Source organism: Cobetia sp. 29-18-1, from assembly GCF_029846405.1.
GTDB classification, from domain to species: Bacteria; Pseudomonadota; Gammaproteobacteria; order Pseudomonadales; family Halomonadaceae; genus Cobetia; species Cobetia amphilecti.
Genome location: NZ_JARWKS010000006.1, coordinates 161,093 through 180,204, shown reverse-complemented (window position 1 = coordinate 180,204; position 19,112 = coordinate 161,093). Strand labels below are relative to the sequence as shown.

The window sequence follows — 19,112 nt, the reverse complement described above, 5'->3', positions numbered from 1 at the left end:
CGTTCATGCCCCGCGCCACCTTCACCCCAGCTGCAACCCCGATGAAACCTGCCCTGCGCAAGACCTCGCCCCTGGCCCTGATGGCCTGTGGCATGACACTGCTGGGCGCCGCGCTATTGCCTACGAGCACACTGGCGGCGACGGACTCTTCTGCTGCCAACACAGACGCCGCCACAGACACCAACAGCGCAGCGGCCGTCAGCCAGTTTGCCGCTGACACGCTGAGCGAGGCGCACCAGCTACTTGCCAGCCGCCTGCAACAGCTCGCGCAGCATACTCAGGCGTTCTGCTCCGCCGAGGGTGACGTCAGCCTCGACACCCTCAAGCAGGACTGGCGCAGCGCCATGCTGGGGCTGAATCAGGTCAACTGGGTGGAAATGGGCCCGATCCTGCAGAACTCGCGTCAGTGGCAGCTGTATTTCTGGCCGGACAAGAAGGATCTGGTCGCGCGCAAGACCCGCGCCCTGCTCGCCGGTGATGTCCCGATCACGGTCGAGAGTCTGGCGGAGCAATCCATCGTCATGCAGGGGCTGGGCAGCGTGGAGTATCAGCTGTTCGATGCCCGCTATGCCGACTCGCCCCTGACGGCCGACTCGCGCCGCTGCGAGTTGATGACGGCCAACACCGCCTACGCCGCCAATACCGGCAAGACGCTGCGTGATGAGTGGCAGCAGTTCGCACCGCAACTGGCCGAAGGCACTGGCGCCTTCAGCGATTCTCGTGACGCCGTGCTGTCTCTGGTTCGCGCGCTGACCGTGCAGCTGGAAGCCATCAAGGACCGCAAACTGCGCCGGCCGATCGGCCTCGACAACGGCGGCACGGCCAACCCCTATGCGGCTGAGTCCTGGCGCGGCGGCATGGGGCTTGCCAACATCGCGGCGACCCTGGCGATGATGGAACGCCTCTGGCTCGGCAATGACGAGGCCGCTGGCATTCAAGGCTACCTGAATGGCCAGGTCGACCCGCGCATGGTGGCCTCCACCACCAGCGATTTCGTCGATGCCCGCCAGGCCTTCGCCGCCCTGCCGGATGACCTCGCCGGCATACTGCGCGATGACCCGCGCAATGGTGAGCTGCAGCAGGCCATGATCCATGTCGAGACCCTGCAGGCCGGTTTTGCCGACACGCTCAACCCGGCGCTTGGCCTGTCACTGGGCTTCAACAGCACCGATGGCGACTGATCAGGGCGGGGAATTGTGAATGGCAGTGGCGAATGGTGAATTGAGAGCGGCGAATGACAACTGACAAGGGGCCAGGCGAGATGCCTCACGGCATGACAGACACACACGCAGCCGACGCCCGCCAGCGACGTCAGCTGCTCAAGGCGTTGGCCTGCACGCCCCTGATGGGCATGCCCGGCGGCATGGCCGTGGCGGGCGGCAACAACGCCGCCAGTGCCCAGGGGCGCGAGCCACTCGGTGTGGCCATCTCGGCATGTGACGATGACACAGGGCAGCACTTTGCCAGCTGCACCAGTTATCAGGGAGTGGAGCGCTGGCGCCAGCCGATACGCCAGCGCGCCCACGGCGCCACCCGACATCCTCACAAGCCGTGGGCGCTGATCTTCTCACGGCGTCCGGGGACGGAAATCAATGTCTTCGACCTCGATAGCGGTGAGCGGATCGCACGCATCGAAGCCGCACCGGGCCGCCACTTCTATGGGCATGGCGTATTCAGCCCGGATGGCGGCCTGCTCTACACCACCGAGAATGCCATCGCGCCCGGAGAAGGCCGCATCGGCATCTACGACGTGAATCGCGACTTCGCGCGGATCGGCGAGTTCGCCAGTGGCGGGATCGGCCCGCATGAAATTCGCCTGCATCCGGATGGCCAGCAGCTGATTATCGCCAATGGCGGGATCCTGACGCGGCCTGACACCGGTCGGGTCAAGCTCAACCTGGACAGCATGCAGTCGAATCTGACCTTGCTCGACCGTGTCTCGGGTGAGGTACGATGGCAAGGCGAGCCCTCCCATCACCAGCTGTCATTGCGCCACCTGGACGTCAGCCGTGAGGGCACCATCGTCGCGGGCTATCAGTACCAGGGCCCCGCGGCGGACCACCGCCCGCTGGTGGTGATGAAGCATCCCGGCAGTGACCGCTTGCAGGAACTGCCGTTGCCGCGGGAATACGTCCCACAATTCAAGCAGTACATCGCCAGCATCGCCGTCTCCCCCGATGGGCGACTGGCCGTGGCGACCGCCCCGCGCGGCAATCTGATCACGCTCTGGAATCTCGCGACGGGAGAGCTGGACACGACTCTGGACTTTGCTGACTGTGCAGGCGTTCTGGCCGTGCCGGCCACGCAGCAGACGCCGGCAGGCTTCGTGGTCAGCAATGGTCGTGGCGAGTGGCTGCTGATCGATGAGGAGGGGCTGCCGGCGCTTGGCCCGGTGCGGCTGGCGAATACCCACTGGGACAATCACCTGGCGCTGATGTAGCAAGCGGTAACCATGCCCCAAACGCGCATGTCTCAAGATGACAATGCCTCAGGAACGACAAGGCCTCGCAGGTAGCTGCCTGCGAGGCCTTGTCGTTGATAGATTGCCATGCTCTCACGAGCATCAGCACTCAAAAGCAGCCAGCTGCCTCAGAAGTGATAGGTCAGACTCCCGATGATGCTGCGAGACTCTCCGTAATAGCACCAATAACTGCAACTGGCGACATACTCCTTGTCGGTGAGATTGCTGACATTGACCTGCGCACTCAACTCGCGAGTGAAGTCATAGCCGACCATCGCATCGAACAGCAGATAGTCGGACACGGTGGCATCGCCATCCACTGATTCGCCGACATAACGGGCACCCGCCCCCAGACGCAGCCCCTCCAGGGCACCACGCTCGAAGGCGTAATCCAGCCAGCTGGAGGCCTGATGGCGCGGTATCAGCGGGGCACGCACATCGTTTTCCAAGCGTGCATCGGTATAAGTATACGCTGAAGTCAGTTTGAGATGGTCCGTCAGATAACCGACCATCTCCAGCTCGAAGCCACGCGACTGGCGTTCCCCTTCCTGAACCTGAAAACCTCCGGTGGTGACAAGAGTATTGTCCTCGGTGAGTTCAAAGACGGCAGCCGTAAGATACCCATCCCAGCCCGCAGGCTGGTACTTGGCGCCCAGCTCCCACTGACGACCTTCGCGAGGCTCATAGAGCGAACCGCGATCATCGGTCGCGCTGATCGGCTCGAAGGATTCGGTATAGCTCAGATAAGGGTTGAGGCCGAAGTCACTCAGGTACATCACCCCGCCCGACCAGCTGATCTCGTCATCATCGGAGCGCTCACGAGACCCCGTCGTCTGATTGACGTTCTCGGTCTCGGCCTGGTCGTAGCGCACCCCCGCCAGCAGTACCCACTTGTCGTCGATGCGCAGCTGATCCTGCACGTAGAGACCGATCTGCTCCTTGTCGATATCGCGCCGCGTGATCTGTTCATCGCTCAATGCGGTGTAATTGCCGTATTGCGGATCAAACAGATCGATCGGGTCGCCGAAGGCATAGTCATCCGCTTCCTTGCCCGACAGGCTCAGATTCTGATAATCCACGCCCAGCAGCAAGGTGTTCTCGGTGCGCTCGCCATACCATTTGCCGATGGCCCGGTTGTCGACGGTATAGCTGTCGATGGTGCCCTCGCGGTACAGAAGCCCCCGCTGACCTTCGCGCGCCGAGGACTGATAGAGGATGTAGCTGCTGATCAGGTCGAGATCCAGCTGGCTATAGCGGAAATCCTGCTCCAGCGCCCAGGTGTCGTTCACTTGATGGCGCAACTCATAGCCCAGGGATGTCTGGGTACGCTCATCCTTGTCATACCCCGGTTCACTGTAATTGGTCTGCGGGTCCACCTTGCCGAACGGCGTATCATCATTGGTGCCATAGGCCAGCTTGAAAGCGTTGGTAGGTACGCCATCATCCTTCTGGAGGCTGGCGAGTAGCGTCAGCTGGGTCGCATCCGAAATGTCCCAGGTCAGGCTCGGTGCGAAGTAGTAGCGCTCGTTCTCAGTATGATCCAGATCCCCATCACGTTCGCGATACAGCCCTACCAGACGATAGCGCACATCCCCGTACTCGCTCAGATAACCACTAGTATCGAGCCCCGTCTGGCGAAGACCGCGATTGCCGATCTGCAGCTGCAGTTCCGTCTGGGGCTCATCGGTCGGGCGCTTGCTGATGGCATTGATCAGACCGCCAGGAGGCGCCTCCCCATAGAGGATGGAGGAAGGCCCCTTGAACAGATCGACCCGCTCCAGGCCCCAGGTCTCCGGCAACCACTGATAGAACCCTTCACGGTAGATGCGCAGGCCATCCTGATAGGTGGATTGATCAAAGCCACGCACCTTGAACCAGTCGGTATTGTTATCGGATCCATAATGGCCAGACAGGACGCCGGCACGGTAGCGGAAGGTTTCATCGAGCTGCTGGACGTTACGCGTGTCGAGCTCTTCGCGATTGACCGTCGAGACCGGACGCGGCGTCTCCACCAGCGGCGCATCGACTTTCAGTGCCGTTCCGACCACGACCATGGTGTCATCGGTCTCGGCGGCCAGCACGATGGCGGACTGTGACAGGAGCCATGCCGCGATGCAGAGCCGTATGGTGTGAGACAGTGGGGCTTGTGACAGAGCGGCATATGAATACGGTGCAGGTGCCGGCCGGGCAGCTGCCTGTCGTGATGATAGGTATCTTGGCATGTCGTGTTCCCTTGTAACGATCGTTTATGGTCAATCTCCCCTTCCGTCTCGTGGCGTCTCTCACTGGCACGCTCATATCCAATGCGGAATGGAATTAGGATGATTCGTATTCAACAAATGTAATTTGCGGTGACACACCGTTCTGCATGCACCTGCATGCAATCCCGAGAATGGCGCGTCTTACCGACTGCAACACCCCGAAGGCGATTCACTCTGCAGCCGGACATCATCCCTGACACATCACATGAGACCGTCTCCTGGGCTCACGTCCTGGCGTTGCGACTTCTTGCGCCTGCTACCTGCATCGCGTCTTCCATCTTCGTCCATGTTCTTCTGCCCAGCGCTCAGACGATGCCCAGCCCGTGTGACGTCTTGCAGGGCATCGGCAGGTATGCGCTTTCGTCTTCCCGGTCACGCTTCATCCAGGCGCGCCACAGCGTCCCGACTGATACGATCACGCTGGGCACCCGACAACTCCTGCAACTTGCCGGCGCGCATCTCGAACAATCTATCCGCTTGCCCGAAATAATGATCATCGTGACTGATGGCGAAGACCGTCTTGCCCATCTCGCGCAGACGCGGCAGCAGATCACGATAGAAGATGCGGCGGAATTGCGGGTCCTGATCTGCCGCCCATTCATCCAACAACACGATGTCGCGACGCTCTGCCACTGCCATCAACAGCGCAAGTCGCTTGCGCTGCCCTTGAGACAGCTCGGTATTGATCACACGGTTTTCCTCAAGCACCAGCTTCTCGCGCATCTGCAGGTAGTCGACCCACTGCGCGATCAATGCCGGGTCTGCCGGCCCACCGGTCGGACCCAGCAGGCGATCGAACTGATGGAAATCAGTGAAGACCGCCGAGAACTGCTGACGCCATGCTTCCCGCTCGTCTTCGCCTGTCGGGTGCCCGTCCCGCAAGAGCGTGCCTGAGCTTGGCCGATAGAGGCCGGTCAGAAGCTTGGCCAGGGTCGACTTGCCACTGCCATTGCCACCGATCAGGAAGACCAGCTCTCCGCGCCTGAGGGTAAGATCCAGCGGACCGACGCAGAAGGCCTGCGTGTCATTGTTCGCAATGTCCTGTCCCATATTCTCGCGGCCGGCGTAGCGAAAGCAGACACCCTGTAGACTCAGGGTCTGCCAGTCAGACTCGGCCGAAGTGTCTGCGGTTGAATCATGTCCGCGCGGCTCAGGATGTCGAGGAGACGCGAAATCGGCGTTGACCGGTGCCAATGCCAACTTGCGCAGCTTGGCAAAGGCCACATCAGCCCCCAGCAAGGTGGGCAATGCCCCCACGGCCTGGATCAAGGGCGTGCGCAGAAACAGCAGAGTCAAGGAAAAGGTCGCGGCGACTTCACCACTGGCCCATCCCAGGCCATTGGCCAGATAGAAGACAATACCGATGGCGCCCAGCATCATGATGTTGGAGAAGTTGACGGCGCTCAGGTGGTAGGTGTCCGCGCGCACGACGTGATGGCGATACTCACAGGCATTGACACTGTAGCTGGTGTCGAAATAGTCACGCGCACGTGGACGATTGAGCGCCAGCTCCTTGCGCCCGTCGATGACAGCCTCATAGTCGGCATAAAGGCGACTCTCCACTTCACGCACCTCGGCCAGGTGGCGATAGACTCGCGTGACCATCCAGCTGCCCCCCATAATGGTCAAGGTCACCCAGATGGCGGTGATCAACATCATGCCGAGAGACAACCAGCCAAGATAGAACACGGCTCCCAGGGTCAGCACGATGCCTTGTACCAGTTCTGGCAGGCGCACGAACGCCAGGGTGATGTTGCGGATGTCACTCGAAAGACTCGCCAGCAGGTTGGCGCTGCCGAGCTGCTCGAGCCGCTCGATATCAGTATCGAGGATCTGCTTGACCAAACGCCCGCGCAGTCCATGCACGAAATGATGCCCCAGCGTCGTCAATGCCAACTGTGCACCCAGCGTGATCGCAAGCAACAGCAGAATCAGCCCAAGAAACTCCGGAAGCACCCCGACATGGGCCGCAAGCCCCTCGTCCAGGGGGACGGTGGCAGAATGCGCGATGAGTCGCTGGTTGATATAGGCAATGACACCGATGCCTAGCCCTGCACTGACAAGGCTCAGAAAGATCACACCAAGAAAGGACCAGCGATATTGGGCAAGAACCACTTTCAGTAACGTCACACCTGCTCCCGGACATCATGGCAATCAGACCGCCACCAAAAGGCGGCGACGCAGGTCATGTGACTGCGCCGAAAGAGGATCTTACGGCGCGCATACTTTAATGCAAGAAATAATGAGAAATATTATCACTACGGAATAACGACTATAGATGCCGTCGCGCGCCCCCCCCCCCCTCTTCTTGCACCACTCCCCGATAGGAGCACCCCCGCTCATGGGCCACTCATGTGGCCGCAAGTCTCACCACAGCGTCATCTGACGATCCAGCAGGCGATCGAAATCATCGTCGACGAACGGCAGGATGCCATCGGCGACGGGCTTGAGCTGACGACTCAGGTAGTGCTCGACATCAATGGGCGAGCGCAGATATTCGACAGGTTCCGGGCCGGAGGTGGTCATCACATAGCGAATCCAGCCGCCGCGCTGATAGCGTAACGGCAGGCCCCGCCGGCGGTTCTCGTCATCCGCCAGACGCGCCGCACGGACATGGGGCGGCACGTTGCGCTGATAATCGTCGAGCTTGCGCCGCAGTCGCTTGCGGTAGATCAAGGTCTCGACATCCGTGGCGTCCGCCGCGCCATGGGCATGGCGTTGCAGGTAATCCTGCACATAGGCTTTCAGGTACTCCTGATAGGGGCTGCCTTTGAAGATGCGGCGATAGAGTCCCTGCTGGAAGGTCTTGGCCAGCGGCGTCCAGTCGGAACGCACCGACTCCAACCCCTTGAACACCAGTTCCGTCTGGCCGCTGCAGCCTGTCTGTTGCAGTCCGGCGTAGCGTTTCTTGCTGCCCTCTTCGGCCCCGCGAATGGTCGGCATCACGAAGCGCCGATAGTGGGTCTCGAACTGCAGCTCCAACGCGCTGTCGAGATCGAGACTGTCCTTGAGATGCCGTCGCCACCAGTCGGTGACATGGGCCGCCAGCTCACGGCCGATCCGACTGGCCTCGGCTTCGTCATGCGCAGCGCCCAGCCACACGAAGGTGGAGTCGGTATCGCCATAGATGACGCGGTAGCCCTGCGCCTCGATCAACTCCACCGTCTGCTGGATGATCTGATGGCCACGCCGCGTGATCGAGGACGCCAGCCGAGGATCGAAGAAACGACAGCCGCGTGACCCCAGCACGCCGTAGAAGGCATTCATGATGATCTTGAGCGCCTGGGTCAGCGGGGCGTCACCCGCCGCGCGGGCGGCGTCACGTGCTTGCCAGATCTCGGCGACGATGCCCGGCAGACAGTGTCGGTCACGCGAGAACCGCGCGCCGAGAAAGCCGGGCACACCGGTCTCAGAGGCGTCATCCGAGCCGTTCTCCGACCCACGCAGCCCTTCGACCAGGCCCAGCGGGTCGATCAGGAAAGTGCGGATGATGGAGGGATACAGACTCTTGAAATCCAGCACCAGCACCGAGTCATAAAGCCCGGGCTGGGAATCCATCACGAAGCCACCGGGGCTGTCCTCCCCCACCACGTCTCCCAGATTGGGCGCGACCTTGCCCAGCCGGTGCAATCTTGGCAGATATAGGTGCGTGAAGGCCGCCACCGAACCACCGCTGCGATCTGCCTCGAGCCCCGTGGCAGCGGCCCGCGCGAGCAGAAACTCCATCAGTCGCGTCTTCGCGAAGATGCGCGTGACCAGCTCGCAATCCTTGAGGTTGTAGCGCGCCAGGGAAGGCTTGTCCTCGGCGAACATGCGCAGAATCTCGTCCAGCCGGCCGTAGGGGTCATCGATGGCCTTGCCTTCCTGCAACAGCTCACGCGAGACATTCTCGAGACTGAACGACTCGAAATGCCAGAAGGCCGACTTGAGCGCCTCGATGCCATCTACCACCCAGCGCCCGGCGATCCCGGCAAAGAAGTGCTCGGCCTGGCGAGAATGAGAGCGCCACTGCATCACGCTGGCGTCACGCCCCAGTCGCAGTGGCAGGCCTTCGGCCTCTGACAGCCGCACCAGCATGCGCAGATCGAACTGGATGATGTTCCAGCCGATGATGATATCCGGATCATGCCTTGCGACCCAGTCCAGCAGGCATTGCAGCAAATCACGTCGGCTATCGCGGTACTCAAGCGAGAAATCGCGACTGGCGTTCTCCTCGCCATTGGGGGGCCCCAGCATGTAGACCTGACGCTGTCCGCAGCCCTCGAGGGCGATGGAATACAGATTGCCCCGCGCATCGGTCTCGATATCCAGCGATGCCCAGCGCAGCGGTGGCCGATAGCCCTCCAGCGGTGTCAGGCGCGCATTCTTCATGCTGCCATCAGACTGGCGCTCGCCGCGCGCCGTGACGCCTGCCGTGATGAAACGCTCCATCAGGTAGCGGTCCGTCGGACGAACATCCGCTTCGTAGACATCGACGCCAATCGCCTTCAAACGACGCGCCAGCTGGCCCAGGGTGCGATATTCACGACAGTAGAGCCCCACCACCGGGCGATGGTGGAAGTCTTCCAGTGCCAGCGGTCGCAGCTCGGCGCCGGCCTCAAAGCTCACCAGTGTCTGAGCCAGTACCTGCTGTTCGACGGGCAGGAAAGCGACGACTTCCTGGGGTGCACATTCGACACGTACGGCGCCTTCGTCGGTGCGAATCCAGAAGCTGATCACCACCCCCTCGGGCGTGTCCCGCCAATGACGGGTCAGCACGAAGCCATGAAGTTCAACAGGAGCGTGGCGGGACTCTTCGGATGCGGCCTCTGGCACTGCATTACCTTTACGTTGAATATACGAATGCCGGGCAGGATGAGAGCAAGACGCGTCTGCATCCTCATACGATAATATGAATTCTGTATCGTACAACATCCGGCGTGAAGCCTGAGCTTGACGACGGAAATACCGTGCCTTCCCGGCGACAGGATGGATGTCTGCGGCAAGGAATGCCTCTCCCGAGATAGCGGCACCCCACAAGGAGCCTGCGTCATGCAACGCTTTGAGATGATTCAAACCCTGCTGGGCCAGATGCTGGGCCAGATCGACGACATCATCTTGCTTGCAGATGATCAGCGCCATATCACCTACCTGAATGACAGCGCGGTGAAGGCATTCGGCTACCCGCGTGAAGCGTTGATCGGCAAGCAGACACGTATGCTGTATGCCTCCAGCGATGAGTTCGAGCGCCAGGGGCAGAGGCGCTTTCGTGTCGATGCCCAGCCCGCCAAGGAAGGCCGGGTCATCCGCTACCGTCGCCAGGATGGCACCTACTTCTATGGTGAGACGCTCGGCGGCCCCATCAAGGACCCCACCAGCGACAACATCTTCATGTTCGGGCTGATCCGCGATGTCTCACGCCGCGTGACGGCGGAACATACCCTGCACAGCCTGCATGCCATCACCTCATCACGTGAACTCAACTTCAATGAGCGCATCGATGAGCTGCTGAAACTGGGCTGCGCCCATTTCGGCCTGCCGATCGGTATCTTCAGCCGCATCCAGGACAGCGAATACGTCGTCCAGCGCGCCTGTCACCCGGAAGACCTGCTGGAACCGGGACTGAGCTTCTCGCTCAGCGATACCTATTGCGATCACGTCTACAGGGCCGACTGCGTTCAGGCCTTCCATCATGTGGCCAGCAGTGAGATCCGCAATCATCCCTGCTATGCCAACTTCAACCTGGAAGCCTACATCGGGGCGCCGGTGATCGTGGATGGTGAGCGCTACGGCACCTTCAACTTCTCAAGCCCTGACCCGGTGCCGCCCTTCACCGCTCAGGACATCGAGCTGGTGCGTCTCATCGCCCTGTGGGCCGGCCACGAAGTCGCGCGTGCCAATGACATCAATGCCCTGAAGGAAGCGCATCAGGCGCTCGAGAAGATCGCGATCACTGACCCGCTGACCGGCCTCTACAATCGCCGTCATGCCCAGCAGGTACTGGATGACAGCATCGCGGCACTGGCCACCGCCGAGGTTGACCACCCCCTGTGCGTGGCACTGCTGGATTTCGACCATTTCAAGAAGATCAACGACAATCATGGCCATGACGCCGGTGATCTTGCCTTGCAACACTTGAGCATGCTCGCCGAGGAGATTCTGCTGCCCGGCGACACCCTCGCCAGATGGGGTGGCGAGGAATTCCTGGCAATTCTGCCTAACTCGCTGCTCAGTGACTCGGCCACGCGCATCAACCTGCTGCGACAACGCATGAAGGACAGTGTCGTGGAATACGCTGGCCAACGTCTGCCCCTGTCATTGAGCATCGGGATGACCTGCCTGGAACCCGATGACAGCGCCACGCGTGAGCAGTTGATCGCACGCGCCGATGAAGCCATGTACGCGGCCAAGGAAGAAGGACGCAACTGCCTCAGGATGCTGTAACGCAATGATGCGTGAATTGCTCCGTCCTGCCTGTCCTGATCAGGAGCGCCAAGCAGGACGGAGCCCTATCACCAAAGCCCGCTCGCCAAAGCTCTCTCGCCGAAGCCCTCTCGTCGAAGCCCTCGCATCACGCCATCGCCCCTCTCGCACTCAGGTAGCGAACACGCTAAGGTCAGGCCCATCCCCTTCTGCCGAGCCACCCGACGTCGTCGTTGCCTATCCTCATGCCTTCACACGATTCCAGCGCTACGCCGCCCGATGCGTCCTATGCCTTCGGCCTTCCGGAAGACGGCGTGTTGCTTGACCAGCCCACCAGCATCGCGCCCTTGACCGCCACCCTTGCCTCGCCTGCCCCCGCTGACCGTCATCAACTCGGCATCTTCCTGCTGCCGGGCTTCGCGATGGTCGCGCTGTTCTCGATGATCGAGCCGCTGCGCATCGCCAATCGACTGCGCGGAACACGCCTGTATCAGTGGACACTCGCAAGCCAGGATGGCGCGTCGGTCAAGGCCTCCAACGGCATGGTGCTGCCGGTGGATACCGCACGTGATGACCTCGCCGCAGTGGACACGCTGGTGGTGTGCACCAGCTTTGCCCCGGAAGCCTATCTGGAAGACCGCACCTTGCGCTGGCTGCAGGAGCGCTCCCATAGCGGCTGCCAGCTCGGCGGCGTGGACACCGGCTGCTTCGTGCTGGCGCGTGCCGGCCTGCTCACCGGCAAGACAGTGACGCTGCACTGGGAAAGCCTGCCGGAATTCAGCCAGCGCTTCGATGAGGTGGACGCCGTGGAGTCACTGTATGAAATCAGTGACGATGGCTTCTTCTGCGCCGGCGGCAGCGCCCCGCTGGACATGAGCCTGGAGCTGATTCGGCGCCAGCATGGCCAGACACTCTATCAGGCGGTACGCGAACAGCTGATTCTCGATCAAGGGCGCCTGCCGGCCAGCCGCCAGCGCGGCATCAGTCAGCAGACGGCTGATCTGGCCGACCCGCTGCTCAGGCGTGCGATCACGCGCATGGAGAACACCCTGGAGGCCCCGCTCAGCATCGAGGCACTCGCCGAGGAACTCGGCCTCTCATGGCGCCAGCTGGAGCGCCGCTTCCAGCAAGGGCTCGGCTGCACGCCTCGCGCCTATCATGGGGAGCGTCGCCTGCTGCATGCACGCAGCCTGCTTCACGATACCCGCCATGGCGTCACCGATATCGCCCTGGCCTGCGGTTTCACCTCGCATTCGAGTTTCACCCGCGCCTTTCGCCGTCGCTTCGGCATTACCCCGACCCAGGCACGCCGCCAGCCACCACGCCCTCTGATGTGATCCACGCCCGATACCCGCAACGCGATGTCGAATTGGGCACAGTCGGTGTCGAATTGGGCACAGTAGCGAGCGCCGTGGGCTGCCATTCTGTCGGGGAATCGCTCACCTGACAGAAGGAAGGACTCTCCATGGCGCTCCCGATCACACCCGATTACGACAGCTGGCCAATTGACGAGACTCTCGTGAAGGTCGTTCACGAAGCACGCTATCTGAGCGTGACCTGGAGCGATGGCCGCGTCAGCCGTTTTCATAGTGTCTGGTTGCGCGAGAACGCCGCGGACGATACCACCGTCAATCCGGCGACGCGCGAACGCATTCTGGACCTCTCCCAGATTCCCGCCTGGCCGGAAATCACCGAGGCCAGCATCGATGAGGACGGCGCACTCAGCGTACTGTTCACGCCCGAAGACCGCCGCCTGCGCTTCCACCCGGGCTTCCTGCGCGCCAATGACTATGACAACCAGGACGCGCTGCCGCCGGAGCTGCCACCGCTGACGCTATGGCACGGTGAGCAGCTGGATCAGCCGCCGACCATCGATGCCGCCCGCCTGGCCGAGGCCGACCATGGCAGCGCGCAGGAGGCGGAGATTCTGTATCCGACCCTGCACGAACTGCTCGGCAAGGGACTGGTGCGCCTGCGCAACCTGCCGACGGAAGAAGGCGCCATCGAAAAGGTCGCCGAGCGCATCGGCTCGATCCGCACCACCAACTTCGGCCACCTCTTCAATGTCCGCGCGATCCAGAACCCGGATTCCAACGCCTATACCTCCATCGCCTTGCCGCCGCATGTGGATTTGCCGACCCGGGAATATCAGCCGGGCCTGCAGTGCCTCTACTGTCTCGAGAACACCGTGGAAGGCGGCATGGCGGTGATGATGGACGGCTTCGCCATCGCGGCGGCGCTGAAGGAAGAACACCCCGAGGCCTACGCGACACTCACCACGGTGCACTGGCGCTACGCCAATACCTCTCGCAATACCGATCATGTCTGGTATTCGCCGATGATCGTGCTGGGTCAGGCAGGAGAACTGCTGGAGGTACGGATCGCCGACTTCCTGCGCGGGCCGATGATGGCGCCGTTCGAGCAGACCGAAACCGCCTATGAGGCACTGATGACGCTGCAGCGCATGTTGCGTGAGCCGCGCTTCGCCATGCGTTTCACCTACGCCCCCGGCGACATGGTCATCTTCGACAATCGTCGCCTGCTGCACGCCCGCGATGCCTTCGAGGGCGACAGCGGCAGCCGCTGGTTGCAGGGCTGCTATCTGGAGCGTGACGAGGTGCGCTCTCGCTATCGCATGCTCAAGCGTGCCGAACGCGCCGAGCGGGTCGAGGAAGCCACCCAGACGGTGTGATTCGGCACGGCGTGCCTCTGCTCGCGCATTGGCTCACACATCAGCTCACGCCGATGGCCGGCATGAGAATGAGAACGTGCGGGGAATCAGGGCGTGCGTGGCGTGATGACGAGCGTGAAGCCGGGGTCCAGCGGGATCAGGGGCGGCAGACAACGCACCTCATGACCGGGCAACTGGCGGGCAAGACATCGGGTCAGCGTCGCAGGTTCAAAGGCGCTGACCCATGCCGGCATGTCAGGTTTCTCGCCCCGCCAGTGGACGGCATGCATGCCCCATTCCGGCTCCAGCATGTGACGTGACAGGGTCTGCCAGGCCAGTTGATGACGACCGCTGCCCGACACGATGCGTGTGGACAACGGCAGACGTTCGACATCAAAGGCATCGATCACGATTCGCAGGCGTGGATGACGAAGAATCGCCTTGACGAGTCTCGCGAGTTGCTCGCCCTGCTGCCAGTTGGCACTGATGCGACAGCTGATCGCCACGCAGGATGCCGGCGTCTCTGCCAGCACATCGAGAATGTCGCCGTGCACCACCTCGTCAAGCTGAGGCCAGTGCCGCCGCGCCTCCTCCACCATGTACTGGGAATATTCCACGAATCGCACGTCATGTTGACGTGACAGGATCGCGGCGACCTCGGCAAAGCCTGCCATCAGCACTGGCTGGCCCTGATCGTCGGGCAACAACCGCGCCAGGCGCCGGGCAATGCGCTCTAGTGGATAGCCCTCACGATAGATGGCGTTCCAGTCGACGCTACCTGAATAGAGATCCTCATCGCGTGAGACTGCCAAGGTGTCACCTGCAAGCGTGGCCATGAAAGGGTCGCCGTCGTAACAGAGGCCGGCTCTGGCATTGCACGCCGGTCAGGCACGCCATGTTGTTTGCGGCTGGCCGTGTACGTCACTTCCGATGCCTGATGCTGGCCCTGGCCTCAATGTTGATGCTCTGCATCATGTGATGAGTGAGGATGATCCTCAGCCCGGCCACTGTCCTTCGACTCATGATTCTCTTTCGGCTCATGACTGCCCTCCGGCTCATGGCTGTCTTGTAAATCAGCAGGCCCATCAGCTTCCCTAGCGTGATGTGGTTGGCGGGTGTCATCGTCATGATGCGATGACGGTGATTGTGCAGTCTCCCCTCCGCCATGTTGATGACCATCACTTGCTGCCACAAGAGCCGTATAACGAGCAGCACTCATGTCCGGTAGCTCTTGCATGAAAGCGACCATCTGCCAGATATATTCATCCTGCATGCTCTTGCCCCATGCCGGCATTCCGCTGGCTTTTATCCCATGCTTGATGACCCAGAAGCGCTCTTCAGGCTCACCATGCATATCCGAAGATACAAAATTCGGTGGACTGGGGTAAAGCCCCTTGCTGAGCTCTGTCTCTTGCATGCCTGGCGCGAGATGGCAGGAGGCACACATCGATGCATAATTGCCGGCCCCCGCCACTTTCATGGCTTCATCATCGAGGGGTGGCGCGGCGATATCACTCGCGTGGCTTTCGATCGAACGTTCACGCGCCGTTTCAAGAATTCCATGGACCCATGACCCATGCGGATCATCTGCCGCGACACTGACGACGCCGGAGTAAATGACTCCGGCCCCTGCTGCCAGCAGCACCATGAATGCCAGACACATCCCCAACAATAATTTCTTCATGTCGCCCCCCTTTTAGACGGCAAGAATAGTCAATGTCAAGGCTGTCAACCAAAGCGAAAAAAAGGCCGACGAATGCCGGCCATCAACACGATCCAGAGTGACGCCTTATTTACAACACAACATCAATGAATAATTTTCAAATATCGCTCAGCAATTTACATTAAACCTATCATTGATCATCTTTCGCCATAACCACCTCTTATTCAAAAGCAACATTTAGAGAATAGCTACGCCCATTTTCGTCAGCCGAACCACTTATTGAATTTCCTGCGACCTCCAATTGGTAATAGCCTTCTTGGACATCCTGCTCCAGTGAAAAATGCCCATTATCATCAGAGGCTGTCGCGACGACATTTCCTTGTGGGTCTCGTAGCACAGCAGTCATCAGGTTGTTCTTACTCGAATCAGCTGCAAAATGTCGACTGCTGATCTTTAGAACTGCATCATGTTCAACGGCTATTTGGAAACGCAATGGCTTTCCAGCCACAAGTCCATATGTTTCTGAAACTCCAGCCGAAAGAGTCGGAAGACGGCTATGCTCATCATTGGCCTGCGTCACAGCGGTAAAAAAAGTCATGGTAGCAGCAAGTAACAGCGTTGATGTTTTCATGAAAATCATCTCTTTATGGGTTCACTTATCATCATGGCAACACAACCTGAAAACATCCTGAAAATGGAATAGATTATCATCACATTGTACAAAACCATAAGACATAGTCTCCCAATCAAAAGGCCATTCTGCATATTCATGTAAAACATGATCACGCAACTACACCACCGCTATTCAATTGAAAAATGTCACTGCCATCCTGACTCCTCTAGAACATCATGCGCACACCGACCACGACAGCCGTATCCTCCACATCCTCACCTTCTTCACGCTGCATATCGGCGGTTTCGCCATACTCTCTCTGCCAGTACATGCCGACGTAAGGCGCTACCCGCCGAGTTATCTCATAGCGTGCACGCAAGCCGATTCGTACTGAGTTGAGGCCCGCCCCAATCCCCTGCTGCCTGGACTCATTGGCAGCGAACACCATTTCACTACGTGGCTGTAGATACCAGCGCTGGGTCAGGCGCACATCATGTTCAAGCTCCAGGCTGGCAGTCACGATACCTTCCTCTCGGTACTGCACTGCGGCATCCGTCTCGATCCGGTAGGGGGCGGTCCCCTGAAAGCCGAAGACCCCATATACGCCTTCATCATGATCATCGTTGAACACACCACCCTGATAGCCAGCTCCAACCTGGAACTCCCAGAAATCGGCAACCAGGCGACTGTAGAGAAGCTCAAGGGATTCAAACTCGGCTTCTTCACCATCGCCTTGGACATTCTCCCCTTCTGACTTGAGATAGACGCGGTGGGTATCTCCGCCATACCAGGCCTGAAAATCCCACACCAGGGAGTCCTCTCCCTTGTCCGGAAGGCTATATTCCAGGCGATCGAAAACTGCGCTCCACTGGAGATGTTCGGCCATGGGCGATGGCCATGACGCCGGGGCATCATATCCATCCTGGGCAAATGCCTGGGAGGCACCAGCACTGGAGAATAGACATACCGTCACGCAGGCAAGACGAAATGAATGCTGACTGATTGACATGATGACTCCTCAGGAAACCTTTACGACACGGAACATACCTGCATCCATGTGGTACAGAAGATGACAATGGAAAGCCCAGCTACCTTCTGCATCGGCAGTGATCAACGCTGAGACGCGCTCACCGGGTTTGACATTCAAGGTGTGCTTGCGAGGGATCAGGTCACCGTGGCCATTCTCGAGCTCCATCCACATCCCATGTAAATGAATGGGATGCTCCATCATGGTGTCATTGATCAAGATGAGACGGAGGCGCTCATCTTTATGAAAATGAATAGGGCCATTGACTTCACTGAACTTCTTGCCATCGAAGGACCACATATAACGTTCCATATTGCCGGTCAGATGCAACTCCATCTCGCGCATGGGCCCACGTCTGTCCGGCCATGGTGAATAGGCCTTGAGATCCTGATAGACCAGTACACGACGCAGCGACTGGTCCAGACCGATTCCTGCCTGGTCATAACGAGCCCCTTGCTGAGCAGCACCCGCCATCAGCATGCCGCCCTGGGCTGCATCGGCTTGCAGGCCAGTCATCTTCGAATGGTCCATACCTGCCATCTGCGAATGGTCCATGCCCGCCATCTGCGAATGGTCCATACCTGCCATCTTCGAATGGTCCATGCCTGCCATCTTCGAATGGTCCATGCCCGCCATCTGCGAATGGTCCATGCCTGCCATCTTCGAATGGTCCATACCTGCCATCTTCGAATGGTCCATGCCCGCCATCTGCGAATGGTCCATGCCCGCCATCTGCGAATGGTCCATGCCCGCCATCTGCGAATGATCCATGCCCGCCATCTGCGAATGATCCATGCCTGCCATCTGCGAATGGTCCATTCCAGCATGAGCGCCCATGGCCTCCATCCCGCGATCAGCGATCTGCCGTCGTTCAGGTACGGGCGCCTCCATTCCGGGGCGGGGTGCCAACGTGGCTCGCGCGTAGCCACTGCGGTCCATGGCTTCGGCGAAGATGGTGTACGCCTTGTCATCTTCCGGTGTTACCAGCACATCGTAGGCTTCCGCCACGGCAATACGGAACTCATCCACTTCAACCGGTTGCACTGGCTGACCATCTGCCGCCACCACGGTCATCTTCAAGCCGGGAATGCGTAAATCGAAGTAGCTCATTGCCGAGCCATTGACGACACGCAGACGCACTGTTTCCCCACGCTTGAATAGCGCGCTCCAGTTTTCTTCTGGTGAATGACCATTGAGAAGATATGTATAGGTACTGCCGGTGACATCGGCAATATCCCGTGAGCTCATGCGCATCTCTGCCCACATGCTGCGCGACTCGATCGTGTCCACCCAACCACCCCGTCGTACATCCGCAAAGAAATCAGCGACGGTGCGCTCCTGGTAGTTATAGTAGCCTTCCATGGTCTTGAGATTGCGAAATACGGACTTGGGGTCTTCGAATGTCCAGTCAGTCAGCAGCAGGACATGCTCACGATCATAGGTGAAGGCTTCGGGTGTTGCGGAGTCGATGATCAATGGTCCTGCGTGGCCTTCCTGCTCCTGGAGGCCTGAATGACTGTGATACCAGTAGGTACCGCTCTGAGTGACAGGAAACCGGTAGGTAAAGGTTTCGCCCGGTGCTATCCCTGCGAAGCTGATACCCGGCACGCCGTCCATTTCCGGAGGAAGTATGATGCCATGCCAGTGAATGGAGGTTGGCTCATCGAGCAGGTTTGTCACCTTGATGACAGCATCCTGCCCCTCCTTCAAGCGCACCATGGGCCCGGGACTACTGCCATTGATGCTGATAGGACGAGCGAATTGCCCGGCAATGTCGATGTCTTCACGTCGAATGACAAGAGAGATCTCGGGCCCATGCTCAACCCCTTGGGAGTAACCTGATGTGCGCCCCCAGGGGTTGGCCCAGGCGGGTGCCACGCCTGACACCATTGCGCCCAGCCCCAGGGCAGAACCTCCCTTGAGCAACTGACGACGTGATACAGAAAATTCAGACGGTTTTGGTGCCATGGCCGTTGCTGCTCCCGAGTCATGAATGAAGAGTCATGACATGGAT

At 59.9% G+C, this 19,112-nt stretch carries 13 protein-coding genes; 5 read left to right on the top strand and 8 right to left on the bottom strand.

Annotated elements, in window-relative coordinates; genetic code table 11:
• The first annotated feature begins 5 nt into the window (after positions 1-5).
• Together QD208_RS06895 and QD208_RS06890 are read left to right on the top strand one after the other, a co-directional pair.
• Positions 6-1,181, top strand: a complete 1,176-nt coding sequence (locus tag QD208_RS06895) for an imelysin family protein (RefSeq protein WP_172978655.1) — start codon at positions 6-8, stop codon at positions 1,179-1,181.
• A gap of 92 nt (positions 1,182-1,273) precedes the next feature.
• The gene (locus QD208_RS06890; RefSeq protein WP_279836317.1) at positions 1,274-2,440 is read left to right on the top strand and encodes a DUF1513 domain-containing protein; all 1,167 of its coding nucleotides are present in this window, start codon (positions 1,274-1,276) and stop codon (positions 2,438-2,440) included.
• A gap of 149 nt (positions 2,441-2,589) precedes the next feature.
• Here QD208_RS06890 and QD208_RS06885 read toward each other — a convergent pair whose 3' ends face one another.
• From QD208_RS06885 to QD208_RS06875, 3 genes are all read right to left on the bottom strand, one after another.
• On the bottom strand, positions 2,590-4,515 hold the full coding sequence (locus QD208_RS06885; RefSeq protein ID WP_240548795.1) for a TonB-dependent siderophore receptor: 1,926 nt from the start codon (positions 4,513-4,515) through the stop codon (positions 2,590-2,592).
• Between the two features lie 579 nt (positions 4,516-5,094).
• A complete protein-coding gene (locus tag QD208_RS06880; protein ID WP_279836316.1) occupies positions 5,095-6,852 on the bottom strand; it encodes a multidrug ABC transporter permease/ATP-binding protein in 1,758 nt (585 codons plus the stop codon).
• Positions 6,853-7,089: 237 nt separating this feature from the next.
• On the bottom strand, positions 7,090-9,537 hold the full coding sequence (locus QD208_RS06875) for a DNA polymerase II (RefSeq protein ID WP_279836313.1): 2,448 nt from the start codon (positions 9,535-9,537) through the stop codon (positions 7,090-7,092).
• Positions 9,538-9,753: 216 nt separating this feature from the next.
• Between QD208_RS06875 and QD208_RS06870 the strand changes: the two genes are divergently transcribed.
• The 3 genes from QD208_RS06870 to QD208_RS06860 all read left to right on the top strand — a co-directional run bounded on the left by QD208_RS06870 (position 9,754) and on the right by QD208_RS06860 (position 13,816).
• Positions 9,754-11,145 (top strand): sensor domain-containing diguanylate cyclase, encoded by a 1,392-nt coding sequence (locus tag QD208_RS06870; protein ID WP_279836311.1) that lies wholly within the window; start codon positions 9,754-9,756, stop codon positions 11,143-11,145.
• A gap of 224 nt (positions 11,146-11,369) precedes the next feature.
• On the top strand, positions 11,370-12,461 hold the full coding sequence (locus QD208_RS06865; RefSeq protein ID WP_279836309.1) for a GlxA family transcriptional regulator: 1,092 nt from the start codon (positions 11,370-11,372) through the stop codon (positions 12,459-12,461).
• Positions 12,462-12,589: 128 nt separating this feature from the next.
• Positions 12,590-13,816 carry a TauD/TfdA family dioxygenase gene (locus QD208_RS06860; RefSeq protein ID WP_279836308.1) on the top strand — a complete coding sequence of 409 codons (1,227 nt, stop codon included), beginning with the start codon at positions 12,590-12,592 and terminating at the stop codon, positions 13,814-13,816.
• A gap of 86 nt (positions 13,817-13,902) precedes the next feature.
• Here QD208_RS06860 and QD208_RS06855 read toward each other — a convergent pair whose 3' ends face one another.
• The 5 genes from QD208_RS06855 to QD208_RS06835 all read right to left on the bottom strand — a co-directional run bounded on the left by QD208_RS06855 (position 13,903) and on the right by QD208_RS06835 (position 19,066).
• Positions 13,903-14,631 carry a hypothetical protein gene (locus QD208_RS06855; protein ID WP_279836305.1) on the bottom strand — a complete coding sequence of 243 codons (729 nt, stop codon included), beginning with the start codon at positions 14,629-14,631 and terminating at the stop codon, positions 13,903-13,905.
• A 116-nt stretch (positions 14,632-14,747) separates the two neighbouring features.
• Positions 14,748-15,479 (bottom strand): cytochrome c, encoded by a 732-nt coding sequence (locus QD208_RS06850; protein ID WP_279836304.1) that lies wholly within the window; start codon positions 15,477-15,479, stop codon positions 14,748-14,750.
• Positions 15,480-15,678: 199 nt separating this feature from the next.
• Entirely contained in the window at positions 15,679-16,089 is a 411-nt protein-coding gene (locus tag QD208_RS06845) for a hypothetical protein (protein WP_153635667.1), read from the bottom strand.
• Positions 16,090-16,297: 208 nt separating this feature from the next.
• The gene (locus tag QD208_RS06840; protein WP_279836302.1) at positions 16,298-17,080 is read right to left on the bottom strand and encodes a copper resistance protein B; all 783 of its coding nucleotides are present in this window, start codon (positions 17,078-17,080) and stop codon (positions 16,298-16,300) included.
• A 9-nt stretch (positions 17,081-17,089) separates the two neighbouring features.
• Complete coding sequence (locus tag QD208_RS06835; protein ID WP_279836301.1) at positions 17,090-19,066, bottom strand: copper resistance system multicopper oxidase; 1,977 nt, start codon at positions 19,064-19,066, stop codon at positions 17,090-17,092.
• Positions 19,067-19,112 lie beyond the last annotated feature (46 nt).